Source organism: Candidatus Limimorpha sp., from assembly GCF_056203535.1.
In genome coordinates, this window is sequence record NZ_JBADWU010000121.1 from 1 (window position 1) to 15,554 (window position 15,554).

Genomic DNA, 15,554 nt, shown 5'->3' on the forward strand with positions numbered 1-15,554 from the left:
ATCAGTAGCTATGGAAAACATAGGAAATTTTCTTCAAAGTTACTGATTTCCAAGATATTATGCAAGTGTTTTAACTAAAAAAAACACCGGATTTTTCCGTTTTTTTGCTCTTCTTGAAATTTTTGTCATGTACTAAGGGAAAAAACATCAAAAAAGCCGCAACCCGAAGGCTGCGGCTCATTTGCTTCAATCACCAAGTGATTATTTGTTGAACAAGTCCTTGATTCCGCCAAGCGAACCCAACACGTTGGACGCCTCGTATGGCAGATAGACCGTCTTATTATTCTGACCGCCAGCAACATCCTTCAAGGTTTCGATGTACTTCACGGCAAGCAGATAGTTGACAGGATCAGAGCCTTTGTCAGCAACAGCTTCACTAATGTTGCGGATGGCTGTAGCTTCAGCTTCGGCTTGCAGAATCTTTGCGCGGGCTTCACCTTCAGCCTTTAGGATGTTGGCCTGCTTTTCAGCTTCAGCCGCATTGATTTGAGCCTGCTTTTCACCTTCGGAATTCAGGATTTGCGACTGCTTTTCACCTTCTGCCTTCAGGATTTCGGCACGGCGGTTACGTTCAGCCTGCATCTGAAGTTCCATGGTGCGGCGGATGCTTTCAGGAGGTGTAATATCCTGCAATTCAACACGATTCACCTTAACACCCCATTTGTTGGTGGCATCGTCAAGAACATTACGGAGTTTTGAGTTGATGGTGTCGCGCGAAGTCAGGGTTTCATCAAGTTCCATTTCACCGACCACGTTACGCAAAGTGGTTTGGGTCAGTTTTTCGATGGCCACAGGAAGGTTCTGGATTTCGTAGACAGCCTTCATCGGGTCGACAATCTGGAAATACAGCAAGGCATTGATTTCAGTCATAACGTTATCCTTTGTGATAACGCTCTGCTTATCAAAATCATAGACCTGCTCACGCATATCAATGCGAGTGGTTCTGGCGATGGATCCGCTTTGACGGCGAATGATGGTGTCCTTTGCCCTTTCAATGACAGGGAAAATGACATTGATGCCGGCAGTCAAGGTACGGTTGTACTTGCCAAGGCGTTCGACAATCATGGTTTCCGACTGGGAAACAATCTTAATTCCGCTGAGTACGTATAACACAACGAGAATGATTAATACGAGAACAACTGGATTCATAGTGTTTAATGTTTAATTGTTTGTTGTTGAATTGTTTAACTTTTGGTTTGTTTATTGAATCAGATAGATTTTACGGTGACGATGATGCTATCACGGCTGATGATTTCGACTTCCTTGCCTTTTTCGATGCCGGAACCATCTTCTGAGACGGCTTTCCATTCATCGCCATCGACTTTCACGCGGCCTGTATGGGCAACGGAATCAATATCTTCCGAAACCAGTGCCTTTTTGCCGATCAAGGCATCCGCATTGGTTTTCACATCTTTTGAATTTCTGTCGAGGAATTTTATCACGACGGGACGAAGGAAAATGAAAGTCAGCAACGAGACGATGGCAAAGACGAGAATCTGCCAAGTGTAACCAGCACCAAGACCTGCCGCAAGGGCGGCAAAGCCTGCGCCAATGGCGAAACAGATTGAGCCGAAGCCTGCGGTGCAGATTTCGACAATCACCAATACGATTGCGGCGATGAGCCAAATTTGATATGTTTCCATAATTTTATGAATTTTGATGTTGCAAATTTAGGTAAATATTTCTCACAAAAAAAAGGTTGCAACGTTGCAACCTTTTTTGAAAAAATCATATCCATTTCACCAACGGCAAGTCCTGACGATGCGGCAGCATAGGACTCGTCGGATAGACGCGGAATGTGTAGTTATAGACACCTGCGCGGCTGATTGGCACCTTAATATAATACTTGGCCCAGCCATCGCCCGAATCGACGAGTTTCATGCTTTCGACCGAAGTGATTTCGTTGACCACGTCATTATCCTTATTGCCGAAAAGCAATTCTATTGCCAAATCGCCAGCCTTAATGCCAGGTGTTCCGAGCGTGATTTCAGCAATGAACGACTCGCCGAAAGTCAGCGGACGAACATTGGTATCAGGCAAAATCAAGGATTTCACTTCGATTTTGTCCCAATTTGCACGAATCGTATTCTTCCACGCATTGATTTCAAAAGCTTTCTGATAACGGTTGGCACGCATCCAATTGGTACGTTCGATGAGTTTGTTGTAATACCTGTCGAAATAATCATCCAACATACGTTTCATGGTGTAGTTCGGCGAAATTTCGGCCAGACATTTCTTCATGCTTGTCACCCAACCTGTCGGCACATCTTCTTCATTACGAGTGCAATACAAAGGAACAATTTCACTTTCCAAGGTATTGTAAATTGTCTCGGCATCCAATTCATCCTGATAATGCTGATCCTGATAGGTGCGTTTTTCCTGAATGGCCCAACCTGCATTTTCGCGGTAGCCCTCAGCCCACCAGCCATCAAGGACGGAAAAATTCAGCACACCATTCATCACGGCCTTTTCGCCACTGGTTCCCGATGCCTCGAGCGGACGGGTCGGCGTATTCAACCACACATCGACAGATGAAGTCAGACGGCTGCCTAATTCCATATCGTAATTACTGATAAACAATATTTTGCCGACAAATTCAGGACGGCGCGAGATGTCGACAATCATCTTAATCAAGTCCTGACCAGCCTTGTCATTCGGATGGGCTTTGCCTGCAAACAGGAAAATCACAGGTTTATCAGGATTGTTGACTAGTTGCGACAGACGTTCCAAATTGCCGAAAAGCAGATGAGCGCGTTTGTAGGTTGCAAAACGACGGGCAAAACCGACAATCAAAGCATTCTCATTCAAGCTGTTGACGGTCTGCATAATGAGTTTCGGACTTTCCTGACGCTTACGCATATCCACGCGGATTTTTTCGGCCAGATAAACCATAAACTCATGCTTCAGCTGCTTACGGATATTCCAAATGGTTTCGTCGGCAACACCGTAAATTTTTTCCCAAACCTTTTCATCCGACTGATGGTCAATGTAATCGGCACCAAAGGTCTGCTTATAAAGCCGTTGCCACAAACGGTTGCCCCAAGTTGGCAGATGAACGCCATTCGTGACATAGCCGATATGGTTTTCTTCAGCGAAATAGCCTGGCCACAACGACTTAAACATATCGCGCGACACACGGCCATGAATGCGGCTCACACCATTCACTTCCTGACTCATATTTGTAGCCAAAACGCTCATCGAGAATTTTTCGTCCGTATTGTTCGGATTGAAACGACCCAATCCCATGAAACGCTCCCAGCTGATATTCATACGATGCGCATAATGAGGCATGTAAGTCCTCAGCAAATGCTCTTCAAAAGCATCATGGCCAGCAGGGACCGGTGTGTGCGTCGTGAACAAAGTTGAAGTACGGACCAATTCAAGAGCGACATCAAAATCAAGGTTATGCTTATTAATATAGGTGCGCAAACGTTCCAGACCGCAAAATGCAGCGTGGCCTTCATTGCAATGATAAATCGTTGGTTTCAAGCCAATTGCTTCAAGGACACGGATACCGCCAACGCCCAAAAACATTTCCTGTTTCAAACGCATTTCATTGTCACCGCCATACAGACGGCTTGTAATGCCACGGTCTTCCTGCGAGTTTTCTTCTATGTCAGTATCAAGCAGATAGAGGCCTACCCTACCCACATTGACGCGCCAAACCTTAGCATAAACCGAACGGCCAGGGAAAGCAATGCTGATTTTCACCCATTCGCCGTTTTCATCACGCACAGGGTCAAGCGGAAGCTGCGAGAATTTCTGCGGCACATAATCGGCACGCTGCTCGCCCGAAACAGCAATTTCCTGAGCAAAATAGCCATAACGATACAACAAACCGATGCCAACCATGTTGACATTCGAATCGGAAGCCTGTTTCAGATAATCGCCAGCCAAAATACCCAAACCGCCGGAATAAATCTTCAGGCTCTTCATCAAGCCATATTCCATGCTGAAATAGGCAATCAGGTCTTTTTGAGCCGTTTTTTGCGACATATAATGTTGGAAATCAGCATAAACCACATTCAAACGAGAAATGAAATCCACATCGTTTTCCAACTTTTCAATCTGCTCCAAAGACAGACCTTCCATCATGGCAATCGGATTTTGTTCCGTTGCCACCCAAGCCTCAGGGTCGATGGATTCGAAAAGTTCGATGGCATCGACATTCCAGCACCACCAGATATTGCGCGACAATTCCTGTAATTTTCTCATTTCCTGAGAATAAACAGGTTGAATCAAGACTTTCTTCCAATTCGGTTCATCAGTTTTCTCGTAAGTGACTTCATGAAGCATATCGGCGTAAGGCACCGATTCCAACATGTAATGACGGCTGCCAGACTTGTCCAAAGCTATGTTCCAAGCCTTTTGATAATTGGAAATCAGTTCTTTCCAGCAAAGTTTACCAGCCAAATTCAACGCATCGGCAGCAATCTTCGCCATATCTTCCTTCGATTTGCCGATAAAATCACGCATCTTGTTGACAATTGCATCAACCACTTGATTTCCAAAACCTTCCTTGCGTTCAACTACGGTAACGGCTTCACCGACACCACCTTCATTCTGAACGAACTTTCCAAAGCCTGTCAAATCGGTGGTCAAGGTTGGAATGCCGACCGAAACGCTTTCAAGAGGCGTGTAACCCCATGGTTCATAATAAGATGGAAACACCGAGAAATCGAATGCTGAAAGGAATTCCGTATAGGTCAAATTGAAAATGCCATCGCTTCCGTTCAGATAGGCAGGCACAAACATCACCTTCACCTTATCGTTGGCATCGTTTTGCAAGCCAGAATTACGCAAAGTGTTCAGAATGGCATCATTTTCATAGTTGAAAATATGGTGCGTAGCTGGAAATGCGGTATGGCCTTCAATGGCAGCCTGACCTTCCAAGCGATATTGCAAATCTTTCGAAGGACCAGCCAAATTTGCAGGAACCGCAATCACACCGAGAACGGTTTTTGCAAGATTCTTGTCCTCATTCAAACGGCGCAACGATTCAATGAACAAATCAATTCCCTTGTTCTTGAACTCATAACGTCCGCTATTGATTACCATCAGGCAGTCATCGCCAAGTTGTTCGCCGCAAAGTGTGCTTGCTATCTTCAGAATCTGCTTACGGGCAGCATTCCGTTTGGTCAAAAATTCAGCATCATTCTGACGCAAAGGCTTATTTATACCGTTAATTGTCAACACATCAGGTTTACGTTCAAGGAACTGTTCACACTCCTGAGCCGTAATGTCGCTGACGGTCGTGAAAGCGTCGGCATTTTTGGCTGCCTTCTGCTCCATCGACTGTTGCGAAACGATGTTGAAACGCATGGCCATTGCCGATGGCTGATAAGACTTCAAATCGTCATAAAGCGGCAAGCCGTTGCCCGAAATGGCGCGGCCCAAGTAGGTGGCATGAGTTGTGAAAACCGTTGCAATCTGCGGGCAATGCTCTTTCAGATAAAGGACGCCAGAGCCCGACATCCATTCATGGAATTGCGCCACAATATTGTTGGTGCGATGCAGATGGAATTTGGCAAAACTTTCAATCACTTGACCAGCGGCATAGCCGAACAAAACCGGTTCGATATAATCCCACTGACCACGGATTGAGTCCAATTGATACTGTTCCCACAAATGAGTAAGAATCTCATTCTTAGATTGATAGAGCGTTGTATAATCAACCAGAATGGCAATCGGACTGCTCTCGATCTTCCAACGGCCTACACGTACTTTCAGACCTTGCTCCAAAGCCTTTTTACGCCATTTCGAGAACAAGGTATTATCCTCGATGAAATACAACGTTTCATGCGATTCCTTCACCACATCAGGACCGATAGTGATATACTTGTCATTCAGTAAATTCTTGATTTCGTTGGATTTAGTAGACAAAACGGTGTAAATTCCGCCTACCATGTTACATACTTCCCAACTGGTTTCAAACAAAAATTCAGGTGCTTTCATTGAATAATTCTATAAAAAATGGGTGCAAAAATAAGAAAAAACCTTATACCTTTTTCTTCGACAACTTTTCTACCCTATCCGCAAAATCAGTCAGGACATTCATATAGTTGACGTAAGCATCGTAAGGCGAAGGATAATGGTTGAAATACTTGTGGACGACGCCATCCGACAGCCATTTCGTACACATATAATAGAAATTGTCGGAGGTCTGCAAGTAGTTCCAATCCTGGTGAAGTTCCTCATCCTTAATACGTTTCACTTTGTTCGACAAGTCATAAAGCGACTTGAAGGCATCGTCCTGCAATGGATTGCCCAACCAAGCGGTGAGGTCGCGTTCCTCATCACTCCATGAAAGCGGACTCGGTGCATTCACGGCACAGACCGGCTGCAAAGTCTTTTCCAATTCGAGAGGCGTAGCAAAACTGAAGCCGCTGTTGCTGAGAATGGCTTCTGGCAGACGTTCCATGAAATCGAAAATGCCCGTTGTTGCCGACTGATGTTCGCCAAAAGTCTCATAATCCATGAAGACATTGACAACTTCCTCATCATCAGGGATTTCGTTCAACCAATTCACGAAATCATCAGCAGTAAAGGAATCCTGCACGAAACGGAAAGCAATCTCATCGCTGAACTTAAAGTTACGCAGCAAGACTTTCAGTTTTGGATTTATCGCATTGGCATACATATAGTTAGGACTCTTCCAACCCAACAGATGCTTAGCACCTTCGGTAAGCATCAGGCTGTAACCCATATCGGCCACTGCCGCACCGATTTCATCGCTATAAATGAGTTCGGTGTTGCGGAAAGTCTTCGGCGTGATGCCAAAAACCTCCTTCATTTTGCGCTTGTGCGCCAACACCTGACGCTTGAATTCATCAGGATTAGTAAGCGATGCCAGCGAATGTGCGTAGGTTTCCGACAAGACCTCGACATTGCCCGTGGCAACCAGCTTCTGGAAACTTTCCAGCACATCGGGCGCATACTGCTCCATCTGCTCGATGGCGATGCCCGAAAACGAGAATGCCACTTTCACCTTATCGCCGAATTTCTCAAACTGGTGCATAAGCAGTTCATTCATGGGCAAATAGCACTTTTCGGCCACACGCCTCATGTACATACGGTTGTTGTAATCATCGTAATAGTAATGTTTCTTCCCAATCTCGAAGAAACGATAAGTGCGAAGCCTATACGGCTGATGCACTTGGAAATAGAAACAAATTGATTTTGACATGATATTGTATTTTGTATATTTTTCTATATTATTTTAATTCTTTTCCATTATAAAACTGGCTTTCGCGAAGGAAGTTGTCGAAATCAGAGAGGAATTCGCGGTCTTGAATGAGGCGGTATTTGCCGTACTCTTCCAAAGCCTTGACTTCGGCTTCTTCATGCGTCACCTTTCCGCCATCTTCAAGCACTTCATATTCGTTGCCTTGCAGAAACTTCTTCAAATAATCGCTCCAATCTTTCATCGTCATCAGGATGTGGCGCTGCGCACGCAATTCAGCCATATCTAAAAACGAGGTAGAAAGCAAATTCAAATCATTGATTTCGTGTTCGGTAAGATAATTCTTTGCCACTGTGACATCCGAACGCACAATGCGGCCATCGGGGGCGTTTTTCCAGCTTGTCAAACCCATGTTCGGTTTGCCGGCATCGGCACGGTCGAAAATGATTTCCGCAGCCGTCTGGTGCGTAACAGCCCAATGCATCATGTTCTGAACCGTCTTATAGAAATGGCGCGTAGTGTCGGCTTTCGGATCATAATCAGAACTACATTCCGCATAAATATCCGTGATTTTCTGATAATAGCGACGCTCCGAAGTACGAATTTCGCGAATACGTTCAAGGAGTTCCTCAAAATAATCGGCCCCAAAGGCTTGTCCGTGCTTCATCCTTTCGTCGTCAATAACGAAACCTTTCACCATGAATTCCTTCAAGACATTGGTCGCCCAAATCCTGAATTGGGTGGCTTCATAGCTGTTCACACGATAGCCAACGGCAATCACGGCATCCAGATTATACATCTGCACCGGACGCGAAACATCACGCCCACCCTCAGTTTGAACTATTGGAATTTTTCTAATAGTTGCCCTCGGAGACAATTCATTTGAATCGTAAATATGCTGCAAATGATAGTTCACCGTGGTCACATCAACCCCAAACAAATCCGACATTCTTTTCTGCGAAAGCCAAAAAGTTTCATCATTGAAAACTACAGCAACATTTATATTACCGCGCTCGGAACGATACAGCAAAACATTGGATTCCAATATATTAAGAATTAAATCAATAGATTTAGAACCGCCAAAATACTGTCGCGCCGACCTCACCATAGGCTTTTTTTCATCCGCATTCATCGCGATGGCAAGGCAAAAAGTTTCCGAAAAAAGATACGATTTCACCTTGCGGAAAGTGCCCCCACCAAGCCGAACCATTTCCTCAACCTCGGACAAATGGTCGGACAAATGGTCGGACAAATGGAGTCCCGAACCATGCCCGAAAGAGACCGAAACCTTCTCAATCAGACGCTCGAAATTCCAATATTTGGCATAGCCCAAAGCCTTGGCCAGCTTGCGCGAATTCCACCAAGCCTTTCCCGAAGCATCGACCTGCTTTATCGCATCAAACGGCGACGGCATTTCTTCCGCCTCAAACAATGTCAAATCGTTATTGTCATCCATACACCTTATTATATTATAGCACGCTCTCGTAAACCGCCTTGATTTTCTTGGCTGCCAATTCCCATTTCAGGCTGTCCACTTCGTCCTTGCCCTCATCCTTGAAGCAATCGGCCAAAGCCTTGTAGCGGCACAAACCGTAAATGGCATCCGCCATGCCGTTAATGTCCCAGAAATCAACCTTCATGGCATGTTTAACCACCTCGGAAACTCCCGATTGCTTTGAGATGACAACAGGCACATTCAAGCGCATAGCTTCAAGCGGAACAATGCCAAAAGGTTCTGAAATTGAAGGCATTACAAACACATCGGTCATGGCAAACATCTGGTCGACGGCCTCGCCTTTCAGGAAACCCGTAAAATGGAAATGGCTTCCCATTTTCAGTTCAGCCACGCGGCGAATCACTTTTTCAAGCATGTCGCCCGTTCCCGCCATCACGAAATGGATGTTCGGGGCGACTTGCAAAATCTTATAAGCCGCTTCAACGAAATATTCAGGCCCTTTCTGATAAGTAATTCTGCCTAAGAAAGTTACGACCTTTGTATCCAAGCCACTGCGCTCATATTCCGACTTCGGCTTGTCGTTTGGTTCGACTGCATTATGCACCGTCACAACCTTTTTCGGGTCAATGCCGTATTTTTCAATGACAATGTTTCGCGTCAAGTTACTCACCGTAATGACACGGTCGGCAGCTTCCATGCCTCGCTTTTCAATGGCAAAGACCTCGGTATTGATATGTTCGCCAGAACGGTCAAATTCGGTGGCGTGCATGTGAACCACAAGCGGTTTGCCCGTCGTTTCCTTGGCGGCAATGCCAGCCGAATAAGTCAGCCAGTCGTGCGCATGAATCACATCAAAGTCCTGCTTCGTTGCCATCGAGGAGCCAATCAAGGCATAACGCGCCACTTCTTCCATCAGATTCATGCCATATTTGCCCGAAAACTGATAGTTACGCGCAAAGACCGAACTGCCGTGATTGAAATGCTCAACCACATGACGCTCGCCATTGATGACATTTTCGAACTGTTCGGGACCGACGTAAGGAATGATATTGGAACCGATTTCCATGTATTGCACACGTTCCCAATAACTTCTCTCGGTTTCATGGTCAATGTCAATCGTGACATCACTGGCATTCAGCAGACGGATATTGGTCTGGTCTTCATCACCATAGGCACGCGGCACCACAAAAAGTACTTCAACACCATTCTTTGCCAAACCCTTCGTCATGCCGAAGCAAGCCGTTCCGAGACCTCCCGTAATATGAGGCGGAAACTCCCAACCAAACATCAAGACTCTCATTTTTTGCCTCCTTTCTGATTTAACACCTTTATTATATATTGCAGATAGAGCAAAGCGCCCACGCTTGTCGACTGCGAAATGCAGCCCCTGCCCTCGTGCGGCGGATTGCCATCGTAAATTTCCGAAATGCTCCCGATGCCGTTTTCCTGAATAGCTATTTCAAAACCATTGTAAATGTCTTCCAAATATGGCAATGCCGACTTGCCAAACAGTTTCACTGACAAATCAGCGAAGAACGAAATCAGCCAAGGAAATGCCGTGCCCTGATGATAAGCCCTTTCGCGCTGGCTGTGATTGCCAATCGTAATGCCTTGATAATGTTCGGAATTCGGCGACAGCGAGCGCAAGCCTCTTGGTGTCAGCAATTCAGAATAAGCAATATCAAAAGCACGTTTCTGCATTTCTTCAGACATTGGCGTGAACGGCAAAGAAGCGGCAATCATCATGTTCGGACGCACCAAAGCATTGCGTTCATTTCCGTTTACATAATCATAAAAAGCGCAGTTTTCGGTATCATAAAACGTTTCAGCAAACGAAGTTTCAATCTTATCAGCGACAGATTGCCATTTTTCGATGAGAGGATTCTTTGCATCAGCGACTTTCAGCAACTCGACAGCATAGCGCAAAGCATTATACCACAACGCATTGACTTCGATAGCCAATCCCGTTCTCGGTGTCCAGGGATGACCATCGGCAAAGACATTCATCCAAGTCAAAGCCAATTCGCTGTTGCCAGCATAAAGCAGACCGTTGTCCTGCATTTTCACATTGAAATCGGTGCCTGCAATGAAACTTTCCAAAATGGTTATCATCGGTTCCTTGTACTTTCTCCAAATGGATTTCTTGTCCTTGTCCAACATCTTTTCATAAAGTTGCAGCACCCAGAAGAACCACAAAGGCGAATCTACTGCGGTGAAATACAGACTTTTCTGATAATAACGATGCGGGAAGAATGGTCCTTTCATCCGTTCAATCAGATAATCGAGCGACTCCTTGAATGTGCGTTCATTGCCCAAAGCCAAGGCAATTCCCGGCAAGGAAAGGAACATATCGCGGCTGCAACTGCCAAACCATGGGAAACCCGCCCAAAGGCGCGTTCCCTGGTCGTTACGGATAATGAACTGCTGCGAAGCCTTCACTAAACATTCCTCAAAATCGTGCTGCGGCAACAGTTTCTTTTCTTCTGCTTCGCACAAACGCTTAATCGAAGCTGGATTTTTCTCTTCCAAGCCAGCCGTAAGAATCACGGAATCACCTTGTTTCATCGTGATTTCAAAGAAACCCGGCACAAATTGGTCTTCCTGCGCCTCATAGCCACGTTCCTGTTCGCGGATATAGAACACATTGTAATACCAATGCGGAATATGCGTATATTCAACTGATTTCGAGAATTGTACATATAACCTGGAATAATCCTTATACAAAAGCCACGAAGCTCCGTTTTTCACCAGTTCAACCTTACGGCTGGCATCGTGGTTTTCATGCGTGAGCATGTGAACGTTGCGGAAAGCCAAGAACGGCAGCACGCGCAAAGTCACAGGTTCAGGCGTTTCGTTCATGGTATAGCGCACCATGATTCTCGCCTCAGTATTCGAAAAAATCAATTCCTTGGTCAACTTAATGTTACCTATATTATATACCAGTCGCGGCATCGGATCGGCCGTAAACTCAGTGAGATACTTGTGACCGCGCGGTGCAAAAACGCCATCAGGATACATGTGAACGCCCAAATGGAACTCCTCCTTATTATGAATAAGCGTTTCTTCCAGACTCGAAAGCAGCACATGGTTGTTTTTATCCAGCTGAGGCTGAGGCACGACCAGCAGTCCGTGATATTTTCTCGTATTGCAGCCAATCAAAGTTGTGGCCATAAAGGCACCCGCCGAATTGGAACGAAGCACTTCGCGATTCAGCGAAAACTCCAGATTGACCAGTTTATCTTTGTCCAAAGAGATGTAAATCATATAGTTATAGTATTAGTTTTCAAATTATTACAATATAATTCGCCAGTATATTTAAATACTCTTAAATAAGAAAGTACAAAAATAGGAAATGGTACTAAATAATACAATAAAAATCAACAAATTTTGTTTCCCATAAAAAATTAGAATTGCGACTGCTTTTTCATGGAAAAAAGCTAACTTTGCGCACGAATCCAAAAAACGCAACAACAAAAATATATCATATCATGTCAAAAAGACTTTTACATGTGATTACGCTAAGTATCATCACTTTAGCTTCATGCACAAGCAAGCAGGAGCAGCAAATCCAGCAGCCAAATCCCGTCGAAGAGAATCCTTTCCTGACGGAATACACGACTCCTTTCCAAGTGCCACCTTTCGACAAAATCGAAAATTCGCATTATCTGCCCGCTTTCGAAGCCGGCATAGCCCAACAGCAGGCCGAAATCGATTCCATCGTCAACAATCCGGCAACTCCGACCTTTGCAAACACCATTTTGCCTTACGACAAATCGGGCGAAATCCTCAACAGGGTTTCAAGCATTTTCTTCAACATGATTGAATGCAACTCCGACGACGAATTGCAAGAACTTGCCAATCAGATTCTTCCGATGATGTCGAAACACAGCGACAGCATCGCCATGAACCCGAAACTTTTCGAGCGTATCGATTACGTCTTCCAGCATCGCAACGAAATGAATCTCAACGACCAGCAGATTCGCGTAGTTGAAAAATACCACAACGACTTCATCCGCAGCGGTGCAGGCCTCGATGATGAACAAAAAGCCGAACTGAGCAAAATCAACGAACAGCTTTCGACATTAAGCCTGCAATTTGGCAACAATCTGTTGAAGGAAAACGACAATTTCAAACTCATCATCGAAGACACGACCGACCTTGCCGGACTTCCACAATCGAGCATCGATGCCGCCGCCGAGCAAGCCAAAGCCGACAGTCTGGAAGGCAAATGGGTGTTCACGCTTTCAAAGCCGAGCCTGATTCCTTTCCTGCAATATGCCGACAACCGCGCACTCCGCGAAAAGATTTACCGTGGCTATTTCATGCGCGGCGACAACAACAACGAATACGACAACAAGGCCTTGGCCAACGAAATGACCAAACTGCGCGTCCGCAAAGCCCATCTGCTTGGCTTCGACAACTACGCAAATTATGTCCTTGCCGAAAACATGGCAAAAGACGCTCCGACCGTCGACACCTTCCTTATCAACATTTTCAATCCGGCTCAGGAATTGGCAAAGAAGGAACTTGCCGAAATGCAAGCCATCGCCGATGCCGAAGGTGCCGATTTCAAACTTGAATCATGGGACTGGTGGTATTATGCCGAAAAACTCCGCAAGGCGAAATACGATTTCGACGAAAACCAAATCAAGCCTTACCTCACTTTGGAAAATGTCCGCAACGGAATGTTTAATGCCGCAGGCAAACTTTACGGCATCACCTTTAAGCAAAACAAAAACCTTCCGGTCTATTATCCTGATGTTGAGACCTACGAAGTCTACGAACCTAACGGCAATTTCCTTGGCATTCTTTACATGGATTATTACCCACGCGCTTCAAAAAGCGGCGGCGCATGGTGTACGAGTTTCCGCGACAGCGGCCACGACATCAACGGCAAGAAGATCTTCCCCGTCATTTCTCTCGTAATGAACTTCACTCCAGCCCAAGGCGACACTCCGGCACTCCTCAACTGGGACGAAACCGAAACCATGTGGCACGAATTCGGACACAGCCTCCACGCCTTTTTCTCCGACGGCCTTTACACCCGCACCTGCGGCAATGTGCCTCGGGATTTTGTCGAGCTGCCTTCGCAAATCATGGAGAACTGGGTCGCCGAACCCGAAGTCATTCGCATGTATGCCAAACATTATCAGACCGGCGAAATCATGCCTGACAGCCTTATCGAAAAGATTGAGAACAGCGCCTTGTTCAACCAAGGCTTCAACACAACCGAACTGATTGCAGCCTCAATCCTCGACATGAAACTGCACGAAATCACCACCGACGAAGACATCGACATCGATGCTTTCGAAAAACAAGCCATGGACGAAATCGGCCTGATGCCGGAAATTCTTCCACGCTATCGCGCTACTTATTTCTCACACATTTTCAATGGCGGCTATTGTGCCGGCTATTACGCCTACACATGGGCCGAAGTCCTCGACAAGGATGCCTTCAACTACTTCAAGTCATCTGGCAATCTTTTCAATTACAAACTGGCAGCATCATTCCGCTTAAACTGCCTGCAAGAATGCGGCAACGACGAAGGAATGGTCCAGTACCGCAAATTCCGTGGCCAAGACCCCGAATATGAGCCATACTTAAAAGCAAGAGGGTTAGAATAATCATTACAAATTTCATCTATTCAAAGGCTTTGGTATTTCCAAAGCCTTTTTTTTTTATTTTTGCACCGTAATATAATTTAAAGATGAAACGGATATTATTTATATGCTTAATTATTATATTTTGCCATTCCATTTCTTACGCTCAAGACGGTCTCGTAAAAAGACTTATTGATCGATTTGTCATCCAAAAAGACGAAATCAGAATGACTGATTGCGACAGCTCCTATGTCGGTCTTCCTGAATACAATTGGTCGTTCAAAATCAACGGCATTTCTTCGTTTTCCAATTTCACGATACGGTTTAACGGCACACCTGACTGTGATTATGCAAACATAAAAATCGGTTCGGGATTCAGCTTCAAGTCATCATTCTCCCTGGCATATAAAAGTTTGGAAGCCGGCTACACTTTCGACCAAACCAACCGATACAACCGCGATTTCAAGTTTTCATCCTACGGCAAACGATTTGGCGGCGAATTACAATATCAATCCTACAAAGATGCCGAGGCGACAATCGAGACTCACAATCCCGACAACCGTCTTTCCTATCCAAACGAATACTTCAACCGTCTGACCGTAAACGGATATTATGTCTTTAATTATAAAAAATTCTCCTATCCGGCCGCCCTTACCCAGACTTACAAGCAACTAAAGAATGCAGGAAGCATATTGTTAGGAGCCTCCGTTTTCTACGACAAGATCAAATTATTCACTGACGAGAGCGAATTGGCACAAACATGCAACCCGACCATTTCGTTATGGCAAGCATCCATAGGCGGAGGCTATGGCTATAATTTCCTTTTTTTCAAGTCTCGTCTTTTAGTCCATATTTCCGCTATGCCAATGGTTTTGTTCACTTTAAGTGAAAAAATAACCGGAGAATTGCCCAGCAACTACGTTAAAGGTGATTACAAGTTCTCCATATCGCCCACCATTGTCACGCGAGGTTCGATATGTTACACCATCGAGGAGAGACTCTCCTTAAACCTTAACGTCGTATACAACCGCACCAGTTCAAATGCAAACTCAAACATCAACCTCTATTCCAACGGATGGATTCTGAATTCCAGCATTGGATGGAGATTCTTCTAATTAAGTGAAAAGTGAATAAGGATTGAACTTTTTTGAATAATCTGCCAACAGAAAAAACTGACAACTGATAACTGACAACTGATAACTGACAACTGATAACTGACAACTGATAACTGACAACTGATAACTGACAACTGATAACTGACAACTGATAACTGACAACTGATAACTGACAACTGATAACTGACAACTGATAACTG

Annotated in this window: 9 protein-coding genes; 2 read left to right on the plus strand and 7 right to left on the minus strand. The window is 45.1% G+C overall.

The window, feature by feature from the left end; all coding sequences use genetic code 11:
• Positions 1-201: 201 nt before the first annotated feature.
• The 7 genes from AC06MN_RS14725 to AC06MN_RS14755 all read right to left on the minus strand — a co-directional run bounded on the left by AC06MN_RS14725 (position 202) and on the right by AC06MN_RS14755 (position 11,903).
• Positions 202-1,149: an SPFH domain-containing protein gene (locus AC06MN_RS14725; RefSeq protein ID WP_475673132.1), complete on the minus strand. Its 948-nt coding sequence runs from the start codon at positions 1,147-1,149 to the stop codon at positions 202-204.
• 59 nt (positions 1,150-1,208) lie between these two features.
• Positions 1,209-1,643 (minus strand): NfeD family protein, encoded by a 435-nt coding sequence (locus AC06MN_RS14730; RefSeq protein ID WP_475673133.1) that lies wholly within the window; start codon positions 1,641-1,643, stop codon positions 1,209-1,211.
• 85 nt (positions 1,644-1,728) lie between these two features.
• Positions 1,729-5,955, minus strand: a complete 4,227-nt coding sequence (gene glgP / locus AC06MN_RS14735; RefSeq protein ID WP_475673134.1) for an alpha-glucan family phosphorylase — start codon at positions 5,953-5,955, stop codon at positions 1,729-1,731.
• Between the two features lie 43 nt (positions 5,956-5,998).
• Complete coding sequence (locus AC06MN_RS14740) at positions 5,999-7,186, minus strand: glycoside hydrolase family 57 protein (RefSeq protein WP_475673135.1); 1,188 nt, start codon at positions 7,184-7,186, stop codon at positions 5,999-6,001.
• Positions 7,187-7,214: 28 nt separating this feature from the next.
• The gene (locus AC06MN_RS14745) at positions 7,215-8,639 is read right to left on the minus strand and encodes a virulence RhuM family protein (protein ID WP_475673136.1); all 1,425 of its coding nucleotides are present in this window, start codon (positions 8,637-8,639) and stop codon (positions 7,215-7,217) included.
• Between the two features lie 13 nt (positions 8,640-8,652).
• Positions 8,653-9,939, minus strand: coding sequence for a glycosyltransferase family 4 protein (locus AC06MN_RS14750; RefSeq protein ID WP_475673137.1), 1,287 nt, complete (start codon positions 9,937-9,939; stop codon positions 8,653-8,655).
• Positions 9,936-11,903: an amylo-alpha-1,6-glucosidase gene (locus AC06MN_RS14755; RefSeq protein WP_475673138.1), complete on the minus strand. Its 1,968-nt coding sequence runs from the start codon at positions 11,901-11,903 to the stop codon at positions 9,936-9,938. The genes AC06MN_RS14750 and AC06MN_RS14755 overlap by 4 nt, the downstream gene beginning before the upstream one ends.
• A gap of 224 nt (positions 11,904-12,127) precedes the next feature.
• On the opposite strand from AC06MN_RS14755, the gene AC06MN_RS14760 reads away from it, so the two are divergent.
• Together AC06MN_RS14760 and AC06MN_RS14765 are read left to right on the plus strand one after the other, a co-directional pair.
• Positions 12,128-14,263 (plus strand): M3 family metallopeptidase, encoded by a 2,136-nt coding sequence (locus AC06MN_RS14760; RefSeq protein WP_475673139.1) that lies wholly within the window; start codon positions 12,128-12,130, stop codon positions 14,261-14,263.
• A 203-nt stretch (positions 14,264-14,466) separates the two neighbouring features.
• The gene (locus AC06MN_RS14765) at positions 14,467-15,354 is read left to right on the plus strand and encodes a DUF4421 family protein (RefSeq protein WP_475673140.1); all 888 of its coding nucleotides are present in this window, start codon (positions 14,467-14,469) and stop codon (positions 15,352-15,354) included.
• Positions 15,355-15,554: the final 200 nt, after the last annotated feature.

Excerpts from the sequence above, each read along its gene's own strand:
- AC06MN_RS14755 (WP_475673138.1), bottom strand. The coding sequence starts at position 11,903 with ATGATTTACATCTCTTTGGACAAAGATAAACTGGTCAATCTGGAGTTT.
- glgP (WP_475673134.1), bottom strand. The coding sequence starts at position 5,955 with ATGAAAGCACCTGAATTTTTGTTTGAAACCAGTTGGGAAGTATGTAAC.
- AC06MN_RS14740 (WP_475673135.1), bottom strand. The coding sequence starts at position 7,186 with ATGTCAAAATCAATTTGTTTCTATTTCCAAGTGCATCAGCCGTATAGG.
- AC06MN_RS14750 (WP_475673137.1), bottom strand. The coding sequence starts at position 9,939 with ATGAGAGTCTTGATGTTTGGTTGGGAGTTTCCGCCTCATATTACGGGA.
- AC06MN_RS14745 (WP_475673136.1), bottom strand. The coding sequence starts at position 8,639 with ATGGATGACAATAACGATTTGACATTGTTTGAGGCGGAAGAAATGCCG.
- AC06MN_RS14730 (WP_475673133.1), bottom strand. The coding sequence starts at position 1,643 with ATGGAAACATATCAAATTTGGCTCATCGCCGCAATCGTATTGGTGATT.
- AC06MN_RS14725 (WP_475673132.1), bottom strand. The coding sequence starts at position 1,149 with ATGAATCCAGTTGTTCTCGTATTAATCATTCTCGTTGTGTTATACGTA.
- AC06MN_RS14765 (WP_475673140.1), top strand. The coding sequence starts at position 14,467 with ATGACTGATTGCGACAGCTCCTATGTCGGTCTTCCTGAATACAATTGG.
- AC06MN_RS14760 (WP_475673139.1), top strand. The coding sequence starts at position 12,128 with ATGTCAAAAAGACTTTTACATGTGATTACGCTAAGTATCATCACTTTA.